25 protein-coding genes and 1 tRNA gene are annotated in these 20,792 nt (G+C 58.8%); 21 read left to right on the top strand and 5 right to left on the bottom strand.

Annotation, left to right across the window (positions count from 1 at the left end; translation table 11 throughout):
• Positions 1-198 precede the first annotated feature (198 nt).
• Both AC1UK9_RS21835 and AC1UK9_RS21830 read left to right on the top strand, forming a co-directional pair.
• On the top strand, positions 199-624 hold the full coding sequence (locus AC1UK9_RS21835; protein WP_102355036.1) for an HIT domain-containing protein: 426 nt from the start codon (positions 199-201) through the stop codon (positions 622-624).
• A 3-nt stretch (positions 625-627) separates the two neighbouring features.
• Positions 628-834, top strand: a complete 207-nt coding sequence (locus AC1UK9_RS21830) for a SlyX family protein (RefSeq protein ID WP_025112781.1) — start codon at positions 628-630, stop codon at positions 832-834.
• A gap of 73 nt (positions 835-907) precedes the next feature.
• On the opposite strand, the gene AC1UK9_RS21825 is transcribed toward AC1UK9_RS21830, so the two are convergent.
• On the bottom strand, positions 908-1,510 hold the full coding sequence (locus AC1UK9_RS21825) for a cold-shock protein (protein ID WP_025112782.1): 603 nt from the start codon (positions 1,508-1,510) through the stop codon (positions 908-910).
• A gap of 310 nt (positions 1,511-1,820) precedes the next feature.
• Here AC1UK9_RS21825 and AC1UK9_RS21820 point away from each other — a divergent pair, with 310 nt between their 5' ends.
• The 19 genes from AC1UK9_RS21820 to nadA all read left to right on the top strand — a co-directional run bounded on the left by AC1UK9_RS21820 (position 1,821) and on the right by nadA (position 16,873).
• Entirely contained in the window at positions 1,821-2,291 is a 471-nt protein-coding gene (locus AC1UK9_RS21820; RefSeq protein WP_025112783.1) for a Dps family protein, read from the top strand.
• Between the two features lie 185 nt (positions 2,292-2,476).
• The gene (locus AC1UK9_RS21815) at positions 2,477-2,812 is read left to right on the top strand and encodes a ribbon-helix-helix domain-containing protein (RefSeq protein WP_473013382.1); all 336 of its coding nucleotides are present in this window, start codon (positions 2,477-2,479) and stop codon (positions 2,810-2,812) included.
• Between the two features lie 133 nt (positions 2,813-2,945).
• Positions 2,946-3,167 (top strand): FmdB family zinc ribbon protein, encoded by a 222-nt coding sequence (locus AC1UK9_RS21810; protein WP_025112785.1) that lies wholly within the window; start codon positions 2,946-2,948, stop codon positions 3,165-3,167.
• A 100-nt stretch (positions 3,168-3,267) separates the two neighbouring features.
• The gene (gene aspS / locus AC1UK9_RS21805) at positions 3,268-5,043 is read left to right on the top strand and encodes an aspartate--tRNA ligase (protein ID WP_134176736.1); all 1,776 of its coding nucleotides are present in this window, start codon (positions 3,268-3,270) and stop codon (positions 5,041-5,043) included.
• 128 nt (positions 5,044-5,171) lie between these two features.
• Positions 5,172-5,918: a YebC/PmpR family DNA-binding transcriptional regulator gene (locus AC1UK9_RS21800; protein WP_007912738.1), complete on the top strand. Its 747-nt coding sequence runs from the start codon at positions 5,172-5,174 to the stop codon at positions 5,916-5,918.
• 157 nt (positions 5,919-6,075) lie between these two features.
• Complete coding sequence (ruvC, locus tag AC1UK9_RS21795) at positions 6,076-6,603, top strand: crossover junction endodeoxyribonuclease RuvC (protein ID WP_025112787.1); 528 nt, start codon at positions 6,076-6,078, stop codon at positions 6,601-6,603.
• Positions 6,604-6,717: 114 nt separating this feature from the next.
• Positions 6,718-7,326 (top strand): Holliday junction branch migration protein RuvA, encoded by a 609-nt coding sequence (ruvA, locus tag AC1UK9_RS21790; protein ID WP_025112788.1) that lies wholly within the window; start codon positions 6,718-6,720, stop codon positions 7,324-7,326.
• Positions 7,327-8,388, top strand: a complete 1,062-nt coding sequence (gene ruvB, locus AC1UK9_RS21785; protein WP_025112789.1) for a Holliday junction branch migration DNA helicase RuvB — start codon at positions 7,327-7,329, stop codon at positions 8,386-8,388.
• 127 nt (positions 8,389-8,515) lie between these two features.
• On the top strand, positions 8,516-8,983 hold the full coding sequence (gene ybgC / locus AC1UK9_RS21780) for a tol-pal system-associated acyl-CoA thioesterase (RefSeq protein WP_047599520.1): 468 nt from the start codon (positions 8,516-8,518) through the stop codon (positions 8,981-8,983).
• Positions 8,973-9,668: a protein TolQ gene (gene tolQ / locus AC1UK9_RS21775; protein WP_003227517.1), complete on the top strand. Its 696-nt coding sequence runs from the start codon at positions 8,973-8,975 to the stop codon at positions 9,666-9,668. Before ybgC ends, tolQ begins: the two co-directional genes overlap by 11 nt.
• Positions 9,669-9,691: 23 nt before the next feature.
• Complete coding sequence (gene tolR, locus AC1UK9_RS21770) at positions 9,692-10,144, top strand: protein TolR (RefSeq protein ID WP_177327371.1); 453 nt, start codon at positions 9,692-9,694, stop codon at positions 10,142-10,144.
• The gene (tolA, locus tag AC1UK9_RS21765; RefSeq protein ID WP_025112792.1) at positions 10,144-11,208 is read left to right on the top strand and encodes a cell envelope integrity protein TolA; all 1,065 of its coding nucleotides are present in this window, start codon (positions 10,144-10,146) and stop codon (positions 11,206-11,208) included. The genes tolR and tolA overlap by 1 nt, the downstream gene beginning before the upstream one ends.
• 17 nt (positions 11,209-11,225) lie before the next feature.
• Positions 11,226-12,506: a Tol-Pal system beta propeller repeat protein TolB gene (gene tolB / locus AC1UK9_RS21760; RefSeq protein WP_177327372.1), complete on the top strand. Its 1,281-nt coding sequence runs from the start codon at positions 11,226-11,228 to the stop codon at positions 12,504-12,506.
• Positions 12,507-12,558: 52 nt separating this feature from the next.
• Positions 12,559-13,056 carry a peptidoglycan-associated lipoprotein Pal gene (gene pal, locus AC1UK9_RS21755; protein ID WP_003178634.1) on the top strand — a complete coding sequence of 166 codons (498 nt, stop codon included), beginning with the start codon at positions 12,559-12,561 and terminating at the stop codon, positions 13,054-13,056.
• Positions 13,057-13,062: 6 nt separating this feature from the next.
• Positions 13,063-13,896: a tol-pal system protein YbgF gene (gene ybgF / locus AC1UK9_RS21750; protein WP_025112794.1), complete on the top strand. Its 834-nt coding sequence runs from the start codon at positions 13,063-13,065 to the stop codon at positions 13,894-13,896.
• Between the two features lie 167 nt (positions 13,897-14,063).
• Positions 14,064-14,711, top strand: coding sequence for a 7-carboxy-7-deazaguanine synthase QueE (queE, locus tag AC1UK9_RS21745; RefSeq protein WP_025112795.1), 648 nt, complete (start codon positions 14,064-14,066; stop codon positions 14,709-14,711).
• 1 nt (position 14,712) lies between these two features.
• Positions 14,713-15,405, top strand: coding sequence for a 7-cyano-7-deazaguanine synthase QueC (gene queC, locus AC1UK9_RS21740; protein ID WP_482578480.1), 693 nt, complete (start codon positions 14,713-14,715; stop codon positions 15,403-15,405).
• Positions 15,406-15,467: 62 nt separating this feature from the next.
• Positions 15,468-15,543: transfer RNA gene (locus tag AC1UK9_RS21735), tRNA-Lys, on the top strand.
• 271 nt (positions 15,544-15,814) lie between these two features.
• Complete coding sequence (gene nadA / locus AC1UK9_RS21730) at positions 15,815-16,873, top strand: quinolinate synthase NadA (protein ID WP_025112797.1); 1,059 nt, start codon at positions 15,815-15,817, stop codon at positions 16,871-16,873.
• 136 nt (positions 16,874-17,009) lie between these two features.
• Here the strand turns inward: nadA and AC1UK9_RS21725 are convergent, their stop codons facing one another.
• The 4 genes from AC1UK9_RS21725 to AC1UK9_RS21710 all read right to left on the bottom strand — a co-directional run bounded on the left by AC1UK9_RS21725 (position 17,010) and on the right by AC1UK9_RS21710 (position 20,764).
• Positions 17,010-17,498 (bottom strand): RDD family protein, encoded by a 489-nt coding sequence (locus AC1UK9_RS21725; protein WP_025112798.1) that lies wholly within the window; start codon positions 17,496-17,498, stop codon positions 17,010-17,012.
• Between the two features lie 97 nt (positions 17,499-17,595).
• Entirely contained in the window at positions 17,596-17,808 is a 213-nt protein-coding gene (locus AC1UK9_RS21720; protein WP_007934683.1) for a cold-shock protein, read from the bottom strand.
• A 403-nt stretch (positions 17,809-18,211) separates the two neighbouring features.
• On the bottom strand, positions 18,212-19,336 hold the full coding sequence (gene gcvT / locus AC1UK9_RS21715; protein ID WP_473013380.1) for a glycine cleavage system aminomethyltransferase GcvT: 1,125 nt from the start codon (positions 19,334-19,336) through the stop codon (positions 18,212-18,214).
• A gap of 51 nt (positions 19,337-19,387) precedes the next feature.
• Positions 19,388-20,764, bottom strand: a complete 1,377-nt coding sequence (locus AC1UK9_RS21710) for an L-serine ammonia-lyase (RefSeq protein ID WP_473013379.1) — start codon at positions 20,762-20,764, stop codon at positions 19,388-19,390.
• Positions 20,765-20,792 lie beyond the last annotated feature (28 nt).

The raw sequence follows: 20,792 nt of genomic DNA, 5'->3' as shown, positions 1-20,792 counted from the left end.
GTGTTCGATGGCAATCCTGGCTCTGTGATGGTGCGCGGTCTCTTCAGATGTCTCTTGTCGGGGCTGTGCCGGTATGGGCAGCACTGTCATCGTGAAGCCCGGCGCATTCGCAGGTATGCTGCCTGCCTGTCGCTTGGTGCGTTGTCCGTCGGGACGGCCGCTAAGCTCAATGATGTAGATCAGCCGGGAGTGCACCCAGTGTTTGCTTTAGATTCACGACTTCAACAGGACACCCTGACCATCGGCGACTTCCCGCTGTGCCGACTGTTGCTGTCCAATGATGCCAATTACCCGTGGTTCATCCTGGTGCCACGCCGCGACGATATCAGCGAGTTGTTTCAGTTGGATGTCGCTGATCAGCAGCAGTTGTGGCAGGAAACCACCGCGCTGGCTGAGCTGCTCAAGGATTTGTTCGACGCCGACAAGCTGAACGTCGCGACCCTGGGCAACGTCGTCAGCCAGCTACACATGCATGTGATTGTGCGTAAACGCGACGATGCGGCATGGCCGGCACCGGTCTGGGGCAAGCACCCGGCCAAACCCTACAGCGCAGAGCAGGTAGCCGCCATTCGTGAACGGCTGCGTCTGGTGCTGACCGAACATTTCACGTTTCTGGAGGGCTGAATCATGAGCCTTGAAGAGCGCGTTACCGATCTGGAAAGCCGTCTGGCCTTCCAGGATGACACCATTCAGGCGTTGAACGACGAGCTGGTGGCGCAGCAGCGTGTGATCGAGCGTCTGCAGCTGCAAATGGCGGCACTGCTCAAGCGTCAGGAGGAGATGGTCGGGCAGTTTGATTCTTTCGAGGAAGAGGCGCCGCCACCCCATTACTGATGTCGGTACGTTTGTGCGGGCGTAAAAAAACCGCGAACAGGCCTGGCTGTTCGCGGTTTTTTGTTGCCTTGGATCAGCGACGCGGCAGGGCGGCGATCACGTCCTCGGCTTGCAGACCTTTATCGCGGTTCATCACCGAGAACTCCACGCGCTGGCCTTCGACCAGAACACGGTGGCCTTCACCACGGATTGCACGAAAGTGCACGAAAATATCATCGCCGGAATCCCGGGAAATAAAGCCGAAGCCTTTAGAGGTGTTGAACCACTTGACGGTCCCGGTATCGCGGTTGCTCATGTCATAGCTGACAGGTGCAGCCGCCGGCGAAGACTTGTAAAAGCTCACGGCCAGGTGCAGGACCACGGCAACCAGGGCAATCACCAGGCTGAACAGCACGGCTGGTTGGCCGGCGATGACCGGCATCGGTGCGATCAGAGTCAGGGTTTGCAGGACGACAGTCAGCACGAGAAGAGCGCTGACGAGGTTTTGCAGATGCTGGCGCGGGCCTTTGTTCCAGTAAGGAATCACTGGAGCGATGACCAGGTTCAGCAGGCCGAAAAAGGCCAGGTAAAGTGCGTCGGGTTGTTGCAGGTAAGGAACGGCTTCGGATTTCAAGCTGGGTATGAACGACAGCAGCAAGGCCGCTGCGCCCATTAGCAGGTGGACGATTTTCAACATTTTGATTGGCTCACGTTATGACGGCTCACAAGGAAGAGCTGAAGGCGCACGGTTCGCTTCGGAACAATAAAGAGGCGTTGGACACGTGCCCGGCATCAGCCTATGCGCCACACCCCCGAAAAATGGGGCGTAGCGACACGCTGCCTATTTAACAGCAAAGCCTGCAGCTACTCAAATCACCCCGGCCAGCGGCACCTGCCCGGTCGATTTGTCGCACCGCGCGAGCCGATTGCTGGCTGCGAGGTAGCGGTTGCCTTGCTAGAGTGGGTCTGCACCTGCTGGATGAATTCAATCGCCTTAGGGGGTAAACATGGCAATCGATATCGGTATCAGTGAAGAAGATCGCAAGTCCATCGTCGAGGGGCTGTCGCGGCTGCTGTCGGACACCTACGTGCTGTATCTGAAAACCCATAACTTCCACTGGAACGTCACAGGTCCCATGTTCAGGACCCTGCATCTGATGTTCGAAGAGCAGTACAACGAACTGGCGCTGGCCGTGGACCTGATCGCCGAGCGCATTCGCGCCCTGGGCTTTCCGGCGCCGGGGGCTTACGCCACCTACGCGCGCCTTTCTTCCATCAAGGAGGAGGTGGGCGTGCCGAGTGCCGAGAACATGATCAAGCAACTGGTCGAGGGGCAGGAAGCGGTGACGCGCACCGCGCGCGGCATCTTCCCGCTGCTGGACAAGGTCAGTGATGAGCCCACGGCCGACCTGCTGACCCAGCGCATGCAAGTGCATGAGAAGACCGCCTGGATGCTGCGCGCGCTGCTGGAAGCCTGATCGCCCGGTGCGCGGACGTCCCGGGGTGGTGGATGTCCGCGTGCTGGTTCAAATCTTACTGATTATGTCGGCTTATCCTACGCAGATGGGCAACTAGTCATCTGGCGCTAACTTTGCGTCTGCGTTTTTATGAGGGCACAGGAAGTTGCCTTTATAAGCAGTGATGACAAAGGAGTGTCAGCGATATGGTAGGTGGAGACAGGCGAAGCGAACATACCGGTTCGCATCAGGAGATGAAGGTCGATCCGTTTGTCAGCGATTTCGACTTCGAGTTGATCCGGCCGCTGTCCAGGTCGGTGCGTTTGAATGGCTTTGCGACTTGCTTGAGGCTCGAGCAGGTTTACTGGAACATTCTTGGCGGTATGGCCGAAGACAACGGCTGTTCGGTCAGTACGCTGCTGTCCCATGTGGACCGCGAAGTGCACCTGCGCCATGGCGGGGTGAAAAACTTCAGCGGTCTGGTGCGGGTGGTGTGTGTGATGAACGGCCTGCGTGATACCCCGTCGGCCGTCATGCCCTGAACGGGCAATACTTGAAATGACGTGGCGGGCTGTGCAGTCTTACGGCTGCACAGCCCGCATTTAATGGATATAATCCCGCTCTTTCGCCGCAAAGCCCTGCGCGCGGTGGCAATCTGATCGCCGAGACACCCCCATGCCGATGTACGATTACCAATGTGCTTCCTGTGGTCATCAGTTGGAAGCCATTCAAAAGATCAGCGAGGCACCGCTGGTCGACTGCCCTGCCTGTCAGGCGCCAGAGCTCAGGAAACAGCTGTCCATGCCGGGTTTTCGCCTCAGCGGCAGCGGTTGGTACGAAACCGATTTCAAGACCGGAGCCAAGAAGAACCTGGCCGGTGGCGACAAATCTGACTAGGGTTCAGGCCCAGGTCGAACGACACGCGTGAGATTTCGCAATGCTTGATGGCGACGGGATCTCCACCGAATTTCGAATTACGAGAAGCGAAACCACTACCATGATGCGCAGCCATTATTGCGGCCAACTGAACGAAAGCCTGGAAGGCCAGGAAATTACCCTTTGCGGATGGGTTCACCGTCGTCGCGACCACGGCGGGGTGATTTTCCTCGATATCCGTGATCGTGATGGTCTGGCCCAGGTGGTATTCGATCCGGATCGCGCCGAGAGCTTCGCCGCTGCCGATCGCGTGCGCAGCGAGTACGTGGTGAAGATCACCGGCAAGGTGCGTCTGCGTCCGGCCGGCGCCACCAACGCCAACATGGCGTCGGGCATGATCGAAGTGCTGGGCTACGAGCTGGAAGTGCTGAACGAGTCGGAAACCCCGCCGTTCCCGCTGAACGAGTTCTCCGACGTCGGCGAGGAGACCCGCCTGCGCTATCGCTTCCTCGACCTGCGTCGTCCGGAAATGGCCGAGAAGCTGCGTCTGCGTTCGCGCATGACCACCAGCATCCGCCGCTTCCTCGACGAAAACGGCTTCCTCGACGTTGAAACCCCGATCCTGACCCGTGCCACCCCTGAAGGTGCACGTGACTATCTGGTGCCAAGCCGTACTCACGCCGGTTCGTTCTTTGCGCTGCCGCAATCGCCGCAGCTGTTCAAACAGCTGCTGATGGTGGCCGGTTTCGACCGTTACTACCAGATCGCCAAGTGCTTCCGCGACGAAGACCTGCGCGCTGATCGCCAGCCTGAATTCACCCAGATCGACATCGAGACCAGCTTCCTCGATGAAAAAGAGATCATGGGCCTGACCGAAGAAATGATCCGCAACCTGTTCAAGGAAGTGCTGGGTCTGGAATTCGGCGACTTCCCGCACATGACTTTCGAAGAAGCCATGCGCCGCTACGGTTCCGACAAACCAGACCTGCGTAACCCGCTGGAACTGGTCGACGTTGCCGATCAACTCAAAGAAGTCGATTTCAAAGTATTCAGCGGCCCGGCCAACGATCCGAAATGCCGTATCGCCGCACTGCGCGTTCCAGGCGGGGCGAGCATGCCGCGCAAGCAGATCGACGATTACACCAAGTTCGTCGGCATCTACGGTGCCAAGGGCCTGGCGTACATCAAGGTCAACGAGCGTGCTGCCGGTGTTGAAGGTCTGCAATCGCCGATCGTGAAAAACATCCCTGAAGACAAGCTGAACGTGATCCTTGACCGCGTTGGCGCAGTCGATGGCGACATCGTGTTCTTCGGTGCCGACAAGGCCAAGATCGTCAGCGAGGCCCTGGGTGCGCTGCGTATCAAGCTCGGTCACGACCTCAAGCTGCTGACCTGCGAGTGGGCGCCAATGTGGGTCGTCGACTTCCCGATGTTCGAAGAAAACGACGACGGCAGTTTCTCCGCGCTGCACCACCCGTTCACCGCGCCGAAGTGCTCCCCGGAAGAGCTGGAAGCCAACCCGGCCGGCGCTCTGTCCCGCGCCTACGACATGGTGCTGAACGGCACTGAGCTGGGTGGTGGTTCGATCCGTATTCACCGCAAGGAAATGCAGCAAGCAGTATTCCGTCTGTTGGGTATCAACGAAGCAGAACAGGAAGAGAAATTCGGCTTCCTGCTCGATGCGCTGAAGTACGGTGCACCGCCGCACGGTGGTCTGGCCTTCGGTCTGGACCGTCTGGTGATGCTGATGACCGGTGCCCAGTCGATCCGTGAAGTGATCGCCTTCCCGAAAACCCAGAGCGCTGCCGACGTGATGACGCAAGCACCGGGTGTGGTGGATGCCAAGGCACTGCGCGAGCTGCATATTCGTTTGCGCGAAACACCAAAGGCTGAGTAAGACGGGCCTGAAGGCGCATCTTCGGATGCGCCTTTTTTCTATCTGTAGAGAGCAGGTCGAGATTTTTTGTTTGCTGGCCGCTGCATGAGCAGGGCGGGCAACGTTTCAAAGAGAATTCGGAGCGAGTTATGGCAGGTCATTCCAAGTGGGCGAACATCAAGCACCGCAAAGAACGTCAGGATGCCAAGAGAGGCAAGATCTTCACCAAGTGGATCCGTGAGCTGACCGTTGCGGCCCGTCAGGGCGGTGGCGATCCGGGCTCCAACCCGCGTCTGCGTCTGGCGCTGGACAAGGCGCTGAGCGCGAACATGAGTCGCGACATCATCGACCGTGCCGTGGCGCGTGGCGCCGGTGCGACCGAGGCGGACAACGTTGAAGAGCTGACCTACGAAGGTTATGGCCCGGGTGGCGTGGCGGTAATGGTCGAGTGCATGACCGACAACCGCAACCGTACCGCTGCAGCTGTACGTCATGCATTCAGCAAATGTGGCGGCAACCTCGGCACCGACGGTTCGGTGGCGTATCTGTTCGAGCGCAAAGGCCAGATCAGCTTCGCGCCGGGCGTCGATGAAGACGCATTGACCGAAGCGGCGCTGGAAGCCGATGCCGATGACGTGGTCAGCCATGAAGACGGCTCGATTGACGTGTTCACCTCGTTCACCAGCTTCTACGCCGTGCGCAACGCGCTGGAAGCGGCCGGGTTCAAAGGTGATGACGCAGAAATCGTCATGCAGCCGACCACCAGCGCCGAGCTGGATCTGGAGGGCGCGGAGAAGGTGCTCAAGCTGATCGACATGCTTGAGGATCTGGACGACGTGCAGAACGTCTACTCCAACGCGGATATTCCCGAAGACGTGGCCGCTCAGCTCGGTTAAGAGCGACTAGGCTTGAATGTGGGAGCGGGCTTGCTCGCGAAGGCGGCTTATCAGCAGACATAATGCTGAATGACCCACCGCCTTCGCGAGCAAGCCCGCTCCCATATTGGTTATTCGCTGATTTGTTTTTTGTGTTTTTACCGACTCCGCAGGCGTTATGACTCTAATTCTTGGTATCGACCCCGGCTCGCGCATTACCGGTTACGGGATTGTTCGTGATACCGGACGCGGCGGCTGCATCTATGTCGCCTCGGGTTGCATCCGTACCGGCGCCGGTGAGCTGCATGAGCGGCTGCAAATCGTTTATCGCGGTGTGCGGGAAATCATTCAGACCTATGGCCCGGTGACCATGGGCATCGAAAAAGTGTTCATGGCGAAAAACGCCGACTCGGCGCTGAAGTTGGGGCAGGCGCGCGGGGCCGCGATTGTTGCTGGCGCTGAAGAGTGCCTGGAGATTGCCGAGTACACTGCAACCCAGGTCAAGCAAGCCGTGGTCGGCACCGGCGCTGCCAATAAGGAGCAGGTGCAGATGATGGTCATGCACATGCTCAAGCTGACCGCCAAGCCGCAAATCGATGCCTCGGACGCCCTCGCTATCGCCATTTGTCACGCGCACACCCGCTCCAGTCTGTTGCCGCATGGTCTGGGCGCCGCACGCAGTCGTGGCGGGCGCCTGCGTCTCTGATAGCATCAGCAATCAATTTTCCGGTATATGGGTTTTGTGCCTGGGTCGTCGGCCCGAATCCGTATTCCGTTTTGTCGCCAGCCCCCGGCTGGTCAACGCTCAAGGATCTGAAACGTGATTGGACGCTTGCGCGGCACCCTGGCTGAGAAACAGCCGCCGCACCTGATTCTGGATGTAAACGGCCTCGGGTATGAGCTGGAAGTGCCCATGACCACCCTTTATCGTCTGCCGTCGGTCGGTGAACCGCTGACGTTGCACACCCATTTGGTCGTACGCGAAGACGCGCAGTTACTCTATGGCTTCGCCGGCAAGCGTGAGCGAGACTTTTTTCGCGAGTTGATCCGTCTCAATGGTGTCGGGCCGAAACTGGCCCTGGCCTTGATGTCGAGCCTGGAAGTCGATGAGTTGATCCGCTGCGTGCAATCCCAGGACACTTCGGCGCTGACCAAGGTCCCGGGTGTTGGCAAGAAAACCGCCGAGCGTCTGCTGGTCGAACTCAAAGACCGCTTCAAGGCCTGGGAAACCGTGCCGGCGATGTTCGCCCTGGTGCCGAACCAGCCGGACGGTCCGGCGCCGGTCAATACTGCCGAAAACGATGCGGTCAGCGCGCTGATTTCCCTGGGCTACAAGCCGCAGGAAGCGAGCAAGGCGATTTCCGCCATCAAGGACAAGAACCTGAGCAGTGAAGACATGATCCGCCGCGCCCTGAAGGGAATGATTTAAGTGATTGAAGCTGATCGTCTGATCGCCGCCGCGCACAGCCCGCGCGAGCGCGAAGAAGTCCAGGACCGGGCGATTCGCCCCGTCAGCCTGGCCGACTACATTGGCCAGCCGACGGTCCGCGAGCAGATGGAACTGTTCATCCAGGCCGCCCGTGGCCGTAACGAATCCCTCGATCACACGCTGATCTTCGGCCCCCCAGGGCTGGGAAAAACCACGCTGGCCAACATCATCGCCCAGGAAATGGGCGTGTCGATCAAGAGCACTTCCGGCCCGGTGCTGGAGCGCCCGGGCGATCTGGCGGCGTTGCTGACCAATCTGGAACCGCACGACGTGTTGTTCATCGATGAAATCCATCGTCTGTCGCCGATCGTGGAAGAAGTGCTGTACCCGGCCATGGAAGACTTTCAGCTCGATATCATGATCGGCGAAGGGCCGGCGGCGCGCTCGATCAAGCTGGATCTGCCACCGTTCACCCTCGTCGGCGCCACCACCCGCGCCGGCATGCTGACCAATCCGTTGCGTGACCGCTTCGGCATCGTCCAGCGTCTTGAGTTCTACAACACCGCCGACCTGTCGACGATTGTCAGTCGTTCGGCGAGCATTCTCGGCTTGCCGCTGGACCCGGAAGGTGCCTTTGAAGTGGCCCGCCGCGCCCGTGGTACGCCGCGGATCGCTAACCGTCTGCTGCGTCGGGTGCGGGATTTCGCTGAAGTCCGGGCCAAGGGTCACATCACCAAGGCCGTGGCCGATCTGGCGCTCAACCTGCTGGATGTCGATGAACATGGCTTCGATCATCAGGACCGGCGCTTGCTGCTGACCATGATCGAGAAGTTCGATGGCGGTCCGGTGGGCATCGACAGCCTGGCGGCAGCGATCAGCGAAGAACGCCACACCATTGAAGATGTGCTGGAGCCGTACCTGATTCAGCAGGGTTACATCATGCGCACGCCACGGGGCAGGGTGGTGACACGGCATGCGTATCTGCATTTCGGTTTAAACATTCCGTCACGAATGGGCGAGATGCCCGTGGTAGACGAGTTTCTCGATGCGGTAGACGATTAGTACACATTTATTGTCGATTTATTCAGCGTTTGTACTGTCACAGGACGGTACTTTTGCGGTAAAGCCTTTGAACAATGAAAAACAGTTGCCTGGCTGGATTGGCAACCCGAGGAGTAAGCACTAGAGTATGCGCGCGCAAAACGGGCTTGAGCCGTTCGCACATCGTTGTCGCGTTTATTACGAGGACACCGATGCCGGCGGCATCGTGTATTACGTTAATTACCTCAAGTTTATGGAACGGGCTCGAACCGAGCGGCTCCGAACGCTTGGCTTTGCCCAGTCGGAACTGGCAGGGGAGGACCTGTTGTTTGTCGTGCACTCCAGCGAAGCGCGCTACCACGCGCCGGCGCGACTGGACGACGAACTGCTGGTAAGCGCTGATGTAATCGAATTGAACCGTGCCAGCCTGCGCTTCAAACAGCAGGTCAGGCGGGCCACGGATAATGTGCTGCTCTGTGAAGGGCAGTTTCTGGTGGCCTGTGTGCGCACCGAAAGTTTGAAACCCCGGGCCATGCCCGAATCCTTGCGTGCGGCCTTTGCCGACGCGGGCGGCACGGGTACACACTCAAAGCAGGAGATAAAGCGTGGAAGCTAACGTCGTCGACCATTCCTCCATGTGGAGCCTGGTCAGCAATGCCAGCATCGTGGTGCAGTTGGTAATGTTGACCCTGGTAGCCGCATCGGTGACCTCATGGATCATGATCTTTCAGCGCAGCAATCTGCTGCGCGCCGGTCGACGCGCCCTGGAGAGCTTCGAGGAGCGCTTCTGGTCGGGTATCGACCTGTCCAAGCTGTACCGTCAGGCCGGCAGCAACCCGGATCCGGATTCGGGTGTGGAGCAGATCTTCCGTGCCGGTTTCAAGGAGTTCTCCCGTCTGCGTCAGCAGCCAGGCGTCGATCCTGAAGCGGTTATGGAAGGTGTGGCGCGAGCCATGCGCGTTGCCATTTCCCGTGAAGAAGAGAAGCTGGAGCAGAGCCTGCCGTTTCTCGCCACCGTTGGTTCCGTCAGCCCGTACATCGGTCTGTTCGGTACCGTATGGGGCATCATGAACTCCTTCCGTGGTCTGGCTCAGGCCCAGCAAGCGACCCTGGCCACCGTGGCCCCGGGTATCGCCGAAGCCCTGATCGCCACGGCGATCGGTCTGTTCGCTGCGATCCCGGCCGTTATCGCTTACAACCGTTTCTCTGCCCGCAGCGAAACCTTGCTGAGCCGCTACTACACCTTCGCCGATGAGTTCCAGGCGATCCTGCACCGCAAAGTGCACACCAGCGAAGAATAAGCAGGTATTTCCCGATGGCTTTAATCGCTCGAGCCCGAAACAAGCGCAAGCCGGTCGCCGAGATGAACGTGGTGCCATACATCGACGTGATGCTGGTGCTGCTGGTTATCTTCATGGTGACCGCGCCTATGCTCAATCAGGGCGTGAAAGTGGATCTGCCCAAGGTTTCCAGTGAAGCCTTGCCGCAGGACAACAACACTCAGGTGCTGACCATTTCGATCAAGGCTGACAAGACCTACTACTGGAACCTTGGCAGCGAAGTCGACACTGAAAAGCAGCAGGACAGGGCCATGACGCTGCCGCAGATGACTGACGCGGTGACCAAGATCATTCGCGCCGGCAACGAAGGCGGCAAGCACACCCAGGTGTTCATTCGTGGCGACAAGTCGGTCGACTACGGCGCCGTCATGGGCGCGATGGGCGGGTTGCAGAAAGCCGGGGTCGGTAATGTTGGCTTGATTACCGAGGCGCCCTGATGCAGCAACAGCGAGAGCCGTCCGCCTCGGAAAGCTACTTCTGGCCTAGTGTCCTGGCAATTGGCTTGCACGTGCTGGTATTCGGCATGCTGTTCGTCAGTTTTGCCCTGACACCGGAGCTGCCGCCGGCCAAGCCGATTGTCCAGGCAACCTTGTACCAACTGAAATCGAAAAGTCAGGCAACCACCCAGACCAATCAGAAGATTGCGGGTGAGGCGAAGAAATCCGCCGCGCGCCAGACCGAAGTCGAGCAGATGGAGCAGAAAAAGGTCGAGCAGGAAGCGGTGAAGGCTGCGGAACAAAAGAAAGAAGAAGCGGCTCAAAAGGCCGAGGAAGCCAAGAAGGCCGACGAGGCGAAGAAAGCGGACGAGGCGAAAAAGGCGGATGACGCCAAGAAAGCCGACGACGCGAAGAAAGCCGAAGCCAAAAAGGCCGAAGAGAAACAATTGGCTGATATAGCCAAGAAGAAGGCTGAAGAAGAAGCTAAGGAAGAGGCCAAGAAAGAGGCCGCTGAAGAAGCCAAGAAGAAGATCGTCGAAGACGCGAAGAAGAAAGCCGCCGAAGACGCCAAGAAGAAAGCTGAAGCTGAAGAGGCGAAGAAGAAAGTCGCCGACGAAGCGAAGAAGAAAGCTGCTGCCGATGCTGCGAAGAAGAAAGCGCAGGACGCGGCACGTAAATCTACCGAAGACAAAAAGGCTCAGGCCCTGGCAGATTTGCTTTCCGACACGCCGCAGCGTCAGCAGGCCTTGGCCGATGAGCAGGGTGACGAAGTCGCGGGCAGTTTCGATGACCTGATTCGTGCGCGGGCAGCGGAAGGTTGGGCACGTCCACCTTCGGCACGCAAAGGCATGACGGTCGTGCTGCAAATCGGCATGTTGCCGGACGGTACGGTGACCTCGGTCAGCGTGGCCAAGTCCAGCGGCGACGGTCCGTTCGATGCTTCGGCAGTCGCGGCGGTCAAGAATATTGGACGTTTGACGGAAATGCAGGGAATGAAGCCGAGCGATTTCGCTCCGTATCGTTCATTCAAGATGACATTCACACCTGAGGATCTAGCCTTGTGAGAAACCTTCTTCGAGGAATGCTGGTCGTGATCTGCTGCATGGCAGGGATCGCGATGGCTGATGAAAAGAACATTCTGGTCACCAGCGGCAGCGATCGGGCAACGCCGATCGCCGTCGTACCATTCGGTTTCCAGGGCGGTGCAGTGCTGCCGGACGACATGGCAGAAATCATTGGTAATGACTTGCGGAACTCGGGCTACTACTCGCCGATTCCAAAGCAGAACATGATTGCCCAGCCAAGCCAGCCGAGTGAAATCATCTTCCGTGACTGGAAGGCGGTGGGTGCTCAATACATGATGGTCGGCAGCATTGTTCCAGCGGGCGGTCGCCTGCAGGTGCAATGGGCGCTGTTCAACGTGGCCACCGAACAGAAAGTGGCTGACGGCAGTGTTTCCGGTACCACCGAGCAACTGCGTGACATGGCGCACTACATCTCCGACCAGTCGTTCGAAAAACTTACCGGCATCAAAGGTGCGTTTTCGACCCGTCTGCTGTACGTGACAGCCGAGCGTTTCTCCGAGAAGAACACTCGCTACACCCTGCAGCGTTCGGACTACGACGGTGCCCGCGCCGTGACCCTGCTGCAATCGCGCGAGCCGATCCTGTCGCCGCGTTTCGCACCGGATGGCAAGCGTATCGCCTACGTGTCGTTCGAGCAGAAGCGTCCGCGCATCTTCATGCAGAACATCGACACCGGTCGCCGTGAGCAGATCACCAACTTCGAAGGCCTGAACGGCGCGCCTGCCTGGTCGCCGGATGGCAATCGCCTGGCCTTCGTGCTGTCCAAGGACGGCAACCCGGACATCTATGTGATGAACCTGGGTTCGCGTCAGATCACTCGCGTGACGGCAGGGCCTGGCATCAACACCGAACCGTACTGGGGCAAGGATGGTTCGACCATCTACTTCACCTCGGACCGTGGCGGCAAACCACAGATCTACAAAACCAGCGCCAGTGGCGGCGGTGCGGAGCGAGTGACCTTCATCGGTAACTACAACGCCAACCCGAAGCTTTCGGCTGATGAAAAGACCCTGGTGATGATCCATCGTCAGGACGGTTTCACCAATTTCAAGGTGGCGGCTCAGGATTTGCAGCGCGGAAGTGTAAAAATCCTAACTGATAGCACTCTGGACGAGTCGCCTACTGTTGCGCCCAACGGCACCATGGTAATCTACGCCACCCGCCAGCAGGGCCGGGGAGTCTTGATGCTCGTGTCCATTAATGGACGCGTGAGGCTCCCGCTTCCTACCGCTCAAGGCGAAGTCAGAGAACCGTCCTGGTCCCCTTACCTGAACTGACGCGGCGCTACACGTTTTACTTAACACACTGGGGTTCATTAGGAGTTTCACGATGGAAATGCTGAAGTTTGGTAAATTTGCTGCGCTGGCTCTGGCCATGGCTGTAGCTGTAGGTTGCTCGTCCAAAGGCGGCGACAACGCCGGTGAAGGCGCTGTTGATCCAAACGCTGGTTACGGCGCAAACACTGGTGCCGTTGACGGTTCCCTGAGCGAAGAAGCTGCTCTGCGCGCAATCACCACCTTCTACTTCGAATACGACAGCTCGGACCTGAAGCCAGAAGCCATGCGCGCTCTGGACGTTCACGCCAAAGACCTGAAAGCAAACGGCGCTCGCGTTGTTCTGGAAGGCAACACCGACGAACGTGGTACTCGTGAGTACAACATGGCACTGGGCGAGCGTCGTGCGAAAGCCGTTCAGCGCTACCTGGTACTGCAAGGTGTTTCCCCAGCTCAGCTGGAACTGGTTTCCTACGGCGAAGAGCGTCCAGTTGCTACCGGCAACGACGAGCAGTCCTGGGCTCAAAACCGTCGCGTCGAACTGCGTAAGTAATTCGATATGCGAACGTGCCGTCGTGCTGTAACTGTTCTGGCTCTCAGCCTCGCGCCGCTTGCGGCGTGGGCTGCGGTTCCTGTGGTCGATGACAACTCCGGTTATAACAATAGCGGGAGCAGTTATCCGCCTGCAGGTTACGGTACGAACGGCGCCTATGCCGGGGGAGCGGCTTCGGCCCCTGCCTCGGCACAGGGCATGCTGTTCAACCAATTGCAACAAATGCAGGATCAGATATCGCGCCAGCAAGGTGTGATCGAAGAACTGCAGAATCAGGTTGCGCGCATGAAGCAAGAGTCCCTGGAGCGATACCAGGATCTTGATCGGCGCATTGGATCCGGTGCTGCACCTGCCGCGACTCCTGAGAATTCTTCTGCCGGTGGCGATGCAAGTGCTGCTGCCGGTGCTGCCGCTGGCGCCGGGGCTGCTGCCCAGGCACCTGCTGCGAGCAGTGAACCGGGTGATCCGGCCAAGGAAAAGCTGTATTACGATGCGGCTTTCGATCTGATCAAAGCCAAGGATTTCGACAAGGCCAGCCAGGCTTTCTCGGCATTCCTGCGCAAATACCCGAACAGCCAGTACGCGGGCAATGCCCAGTACTGGTTGGGCGAAGTCAATCTGGCCAAAGGCGATCTGCAAGGTGCGGGTCAAGCGTTTGCCAAGGTTTCGCAACTGTATCCCAAGCATGCCAAAGTGCCGGATTCGCTGTACAAGCTGGCTGACGTAGAGCGCCGCCTCGGTCACACCGACAAGGTTAAAGGCATTCTGCAGCAGGTGGTTTCCCAATACCCGGGGACCTCCGCAGCCCAGTTGGCCCAACGCGATCTGCAACGCATGTAATTGAGCTTCACCCCGTTTGGAAGAAACCCGCGCTTGTCGCGGGTTTTTTCGTTAGAATTCACGCCCTTTTTATGAAACACGCTTCTTATGGCCTGCGCGTTGGCGGGGTTATCTGAAGTGCCTGACGGAGGCGGACAGCCTGTTTAGCTGTTACGCCCGTGGCGACTATGCAAGACACATTGAGAATCACCGAAGTTTTCTACTCGTTGCAGGGGGAAACGCGGACTGCCGGGCTGCCCACGGTTTTTGTGCGCCTGACCGGTTGCCCATTGCGTTGCCAATACTGCGACAGCGCCTACGCGTTCACTGGCGGTACGATCCGCACCCTCGACGACATCCTTGAGCAAGTGGCCGGGTTCCGCCCGCGCTATGTGTGTGTCACTGGCGGTGAGCCGCTGGCACAGCCCAATGCCATTCCCTTGCTCAAGCGCTTGTGTGATGCCGGTTACGAGGTCTCGCTGGAAACCAGCGGTGCCCTCGACGTTTCGGCAGTCGACTCGCGAGTCAGTCGCGTTGTCGACCTGAAGACGCCCGGCTCGAAAGAGGCCCATCGCAACCGTTACGAGAATATCGAGCTGCTGACTCGCAACGACCAGGTGAAGTTTGTCATCTGTTCGCGGGAAGACTATGACTGGGCAGTTTCCAAACTGATCCAGTACGGGCTCGACCGACGTGCCGGCGAAGTTCTGTTTTCTCCAAGTCACCATGACCTCAACGCGAGGGATCTGGCGGACTGGGTGGTGGCAGATAACCTGCCAGTGCGGTTGCAACTGCAGCTGCATAAATATCTATGGAATGATGAGCCGGGGCGCTGAGATGACTGAACAACTGAACACGAGTGAAAAACGCGCAGTAATCCTGCTGTCCGGTGGCCTGGACTCAGCCACAGTCGTGGCGATGGCCCGGGCTGAAGGTTACGCCTGCTACACCATGAGCTTCGATTACGGTCAGCGTTCTCACGCTGAACTGCACGCCGCCGCCCGTGTTGCCCGTGATCTGGGTGTGGTCGAGCACAAGGTCATTGGCCTGAACCTGAACGGCATGGGTGGTTCGGCCCTGACCGACACCAGCATCGACATTCCTGAGGCGCTGGGTGAGGGCATTCCGGTGACTTACGTGCCGGCGCGCAACACGGTGTTCCTGTCGCTGGCATTGGGCTGGGCTGAAGTGCTCGGCGCCCGTGACATCTTCATCGGCGTCAATGCGGTGGATTACTCCGGTTACCCGGATTGCCGTCCCGAGTTCATCGAGTCGTTCGAGCGTATGGCCAACCTGGCGACCAAGGCGGGCGTGGAAGGCAATGGCTTCCGCATTCAGGCGCCGCTGCAGAACCTGAGCAAGGCGCAGATCGTCCAGGCCGGCGTGAAGCTGGGTGTGGATTATGGTCTTACTGTTTCCTGCTATCAGGCCGACGATGAAGGCCGCGCATGCGGTAAATGCGACAGCTGCCGCCTGCGTGCAGAGGGCTTTGCGGCCGCTGGTGTGGACGACCCAACACATTATTTTTGATTTTTTTCAAAAAGGTGTTGAATAGTCCTTAAAAATCAGTATTATACGCGCCACCACACAGCGGGTCGTTAGCTCAGTTGGTAGAGCAGTTGGCTTTTAACCAATTGGTCGTAGGTTCGAATCCCACACGACCCACCATATTTGGCGGTTTAGAAAATCCGGAAGGCCCACGAAAGTGAGGATTTCCGGGTTTTTTTTTGCCTGCGATTCGGGTGAGCATTTCCTCAGCGCCGTCGGTGCTGACACAGGTCAGAATCATCTTTTGTATCAACGGGATATTCTGTAGCCTTGCGCAGCTTCAATGCTGTCCGTGCCTGATAATACTCACTCTCCCGGCGGTACCCTCAAGCGGTCCGGAGCCGGGTGTATACTCGACTTTCGCGCGAAAGCGCCTGCAGGTCTTGCGAACATGACGCAGATTTCCGAACGCCTTCTGGTTCAAGCCCACCTCGATGCCAAACAGCCCAAACCGCTGAGTGCCGAGGAAGAGGCCTATTACCGTTCCGCCATCGCTGCCGAGCTCAAGGCTCAGGACGCGGTGCTGGTTGCCCACTTCTATTGCGATCCGGTGATTCAGGCCCTGGCCGAAGAGACCGGAGGCTGTGTATCCGATTCCCTGGAGATGGCCCGCTTCGGTAACGCCCATCCGGCCAAGACCGTGGTGGTCGCCGGCGTGAAGTTCATGGGTGAGACCGCGAAGATTCTCAACCCGGAAAAACGCGTGCTGATGCCGACCCTCGACGCGACGTGCTCGCTGGACCTGGGTTGCCCGGTAGATGAGTTCTCGGCGTTCTGTGATCAGCACCCGGAGCGCACGGTGGTGGTGTACGCCAACACCTCCGCAGCGGTCAAAGCCCGGGCTGACTGGGTCGTGACGTCGAGTTGCGCGCTGGAGATCGTCGAAAGCCTGATGGACAACGGCGAGACCATCATCTGGGGCCCGGACAAGCATCTGGGTACTTACATCCAGCGCAAGACCGGTGCCGACATGCTGCTGTGGGACGGCGCCTGCATCGTTCACGAGGAGTTCAAGTCCAAGCAGCTTGAAGACATGAAGGCGCTGTACCCGGACGCCGCCATTCTGGTGCACCCGGAGTCGCCGACCTCGGTGATCGAACTGGCGGATGCCGTCGGTTCGACCAGCCAGTTGATCGCTGCCGCGCAAAGCCTGCCGAACAAGACCCTGATTGTCGCTACCGATCGCGGTATCTTCTACAAGATGCAGCAGCTGTGCCCGGACAAGGTCTTCATCGAGGCGCCAACCGCCGGTAACGGCGCCGCATGCCGCAGTTGCGCACATTGCCCGTGGATGGCCATGAACACCCTTGAGCGAACGCTCAAGAGCCTCAAGGAAGGCACGAACGAGATCTTTGTTGATCCGGCGCTGATTCCTCAGGCGATCCGGCCTTTGAAGCGCATGCTGGACTTTACTCAGGCCGCGCGGATGAAGCTGGCGGGTAACGCCTAAGCTCTAAAGGCAGCATACAAAACCTGTGGGAGCGGGCTTGCTCGCGAAGGCGTCATATCAGTCAACATCTAACTCGACTGATACGGCGCCTTCGCGAGCAAGCCCGCTCCCACAGTTGTTTCTGCGTTTTGGAGGGTTATTTGGTTTTCTTCGGAATCCGTACCAGGCGGGTATCGGAGTAGATGTCGTGCCAGGTGCGCTTCTGCTTGTCGTACAGCGACCAGAAGAACCCGAGCCCTGCGCACAGCCACGAAGCGATCGACACCATGAAGCGCAACAGTGCCTGCCACAGGCTGATCGCGCTGCCATCGGCGTTCTGTACGCGAATCCCCCACACCTGCATGCCCAGTGTCTGGCCGCCATGGGTCCAGAACTTGGCGAAGAACGCAAACAGCACCAGCAGCAATACAGTGGAGTACAGCGGATCGCCATCCAGTTTGCCGGCATCGGTCATTGCGCGCAGACGCTCTTCGCCGATGATCGCTGCCTGGATCAGCTTGTAAACGAAGCCGGTCACGATCAGCAGGGCGGTGCACAGCAGAAAGTCATAAAACATCGCGGCCAAACGTCGACCGAGGCCTACGGCAGGAAAATCGCCCTGGGGAGTGAGCAGGTTTTTCGACATGGCAGCCTCTGGACGCAAAATGAAGCGCCATTTTACGGATTCGCGCGCACAAAAAAGCCCCTGATATCAATATCAGGGGCTTTTTCGTTACAGAAGATTAGCCTTCTGCTTGTACTTCGTCAGCCTGCATGCCTTTCTGGCCTTGCACAGCAACGAAGGTCACTTTCTGGCCTTCTTTCAGGCTTTTGAAGCCGTTGCCCTGAATAGCGCGGAAATGCACGAACAGATCCGGACCGCTTTCTGGAGTGATAAAACCAAAACCTTTCTCGTCGTTAAACCACTTGACGGTACCGCTCTGACGTTGGGACATTTCTTATTTCCTTTGACGCAAAAATTAATGACAGTCTCTTCCTCATGAAAGAGTACTGGGGCTGGTTGCAGGAGAGTAAGAAGACGTCGAACGGGATGTAGCTAACTTGTAGGCTACTGCCCAGGTCACGATTCCAAGCTGACCCATGCAAACACAGTGGACAAACTCTACGCCAACTACGGGAGAAAAAACAAGCCCCGCGAAGGCCCCGGTTTTCCTGCCCCTGCTGGCAGTTAGTCAGTTCACTAGTGCGGCTTGGACGATTAGCGGGTTCAATTGTTTTCGATCGTTATAAGCAAAGTTCATATTCGAATCGAATGTTAGAAAATGCACTTTTTTGTGGCGATTGCGTTACACATTAGTGCACGCATAACGCAATCGCGTTACTTATAGAAACAGTCAATCAACCGCGGTAGTAGCGTTGTGGAACAAATGGCATTTTGCTTACAAGCATTTGCACCTTTTTCCCACGGACGATGGCCCAGACTGGTGTGTCGAGGGTGACATAAGCGCTGTCGAGGTAACCCATCGCCAAAGGGCCGCCCAAGGTCGGCCCGAAGCCGCCGCTGCACACGCTGCCGATGATCTCGCCGGCTTCGTTGACGATTTCTGCGCCTTCACGCACGGGTGTGCGTTCTTGTGGCAGCAGGCCGACGCGTTTGCGGGCTACGCCGTTCTGTTGCTGAGCAAAAATGCTCTCTGCCCCCGGAAAACCGCCGGCCCGCGCGCCGTCGGCACGGCGAGGTTTGGACATCGCCCACAACAGGCTGGCTTCGATGGGTGTGGTGTCGGTGTTCATGTCGTGGCCGTACAGGCACAGGCCGGCTTCCAGGCGCAGCGAATCGCGGGCGCCGAGGCCGATGGCCTGGACTTCAGGCTCTGCGAGCAGAGCGCGGGCGAGTTTTTCCGCGTCAGCTGCGGGTACCGAGATCTCGAAACCGTCTTCACCGGTGTAACCGGAACGGCTGACGAAGCAATCCACGCCCAGCAGATTCACGCGGGCGAACTGCATGAAGGTCATCTTCGCGACTGCAGGCGCCAGGCGGGCCAGTACGGTGACGGCTGCCGGACCTTGCAGGGCGAGCAGGGCGCGCGCTTCGAACAGCTCCGTGATGGTGCACTGATCGCCGATGTGTTTTTGCAGATGCGCCAGGTCCTGATCCTTGCAGGCGGCATTGACCACCAGGAACAGTTCGTCGTTGCCGAGGTTGGCGACCATCAGGTCGTCGAGGATGCCACCGCTCTGGTTGGTGAACATCGCATAACGCTGCATGCCCACCGGCAAGTCGATGATGTCAACCGGTACCAGGGTTTCCAGGGCCTTGGCAGCGTTGGCACCGGTCAGACGGATCTGGCCCATGTGCGAGACGTCGAACAGTCCGGCTTGCTCACGGGTGTGCTGGTGTTCTTTCATCACGCCTAGCGGGTATTGCACCGGCATGTCGTAGCCAGCGAAGGGCACCATGCGGGCGCCAAGTTCGAGGTGCAGAGCGTGCAGCGGGGTTTTCGACAATGGTTCGGTGGACATGCGGAACTCCTTGATTCACTCCAACCCTCTCCCCAAGAGAGAGGGGGCTAATTAGCATTCGATAATGTTGACCGCCAGACCGCCACGGGCGGTCTCCTTGTATTTGCTTTTCATGTCGGCGCCGGTCTGGCGCATGGTGCGGATGACCTTGTCGAGCGAGACGAAGTGTTGTCCGTCGCCGCGCATCGCCATGCGCACCGCGTTGATCGCCTTCACCGAGCCCATCGCGTTGCGCTCGATGCACGGTACCTGCACCAGCCCGCCAATCGGGTCGCAGGTCAGGCCAAGGTTGTGTTCCATGCCGATTTCCGCAGCGTTCTCGACTTGCTGCACGCTGCCGCCGAGCACTTCACACAATGCGCCGGCCGCCATCGAACAGGCGACACCGACCTCGCCCTGACAGCCGACTTCGGCGCCGGAGATCGAGGCGTTTTCCTTGTACAAAATGCCGATAGCGGCGGCGGTCAGCAGAAAGCGCACCACGCCGTCGTCATTCGCACCCGGGATAAAGCGCATGTAGTAATGCAGCACCGCCGGGATGATCCCCGCCGCGCCGTTGGTGGGCGCAGTCACCACGCGCCCGCCGTTGGCGTTTTCTTCGTTGACTGCCAGCGCGTACAGGTTGACCCAGTCGAGCACCGACAGTGGATCGCGCAGCGCTGACTCCGGGTTCTTGCACAATTGCCGATGCAGCGCCGCCGCCCGGCGCTTGACCTTCAGCCCGCCCGGCAGGATGCCTTCGTTGCGGCATCCGGCAGCCACGCAGTCCTGCATCACTTGCCAGATCTTCAGCAGGCCGGCGCGGGTCTCCGCCTCCGGACGCCAGGCGCTTTCGTTGGTCAGCATCACCTGGCTGATCGACAGCCCATAAGTGGCGCAATGGCCAAGCAAGTCCTTGGCGCTTTTGAACGGGAAGGTCAGCGGCGTGGCGTCTTCGACGATGCGGTCGGCACCGGCGGCATCCTCGTCGACCACGAAACCACCGCCGACCGAGTAATACTCGCGGCTGCGGATCTGGATTCCCGCCGCGTCGAACGCACGGAAGATCATGCCGTTGGGGTGATAGGCCAGCGGCTTGCGGATCATTGCCAGGTGTTCTTTTTCGTTGAACGCGATGCTGTGTTCACCGAGCAGCTTCAGCCGGCCGTTGCCGCGAATCTCTTGCAGGCGCGTGGCGACGGTTTCGGTGTCGACAGTGTCGGGGTGTTCGCCCTCAAGGCCGAGCAACACGGCTTTGTCGCTGCCGTGCCCCTTGCCGGTGGCGCCGAGCGAGCCGTACAGCTCGACTTTGAGGGTGCTGGTTGCAGACAACAGGTCGTCCCGGCGCAGACCTTCGGCGAAGCGCGCAGCGGCACGCATCGGGCCGACGGTGTGGGAACTGGAGGGACCGATGCCAATCTTGAACAGGTCGAACACGCTTAACGACATGAGTGGTTCTCCGGTTTCTTGTTATAGG

The sequence above is a fragment of the Pseudomonas sp. AK-TSAG1-1 genome, from assembly GCF_056821665.1.
Note: the sequence above shows the minus strand (reverse complement) of the source record. Positions and strands in the feature narration are given on the sequence as shown.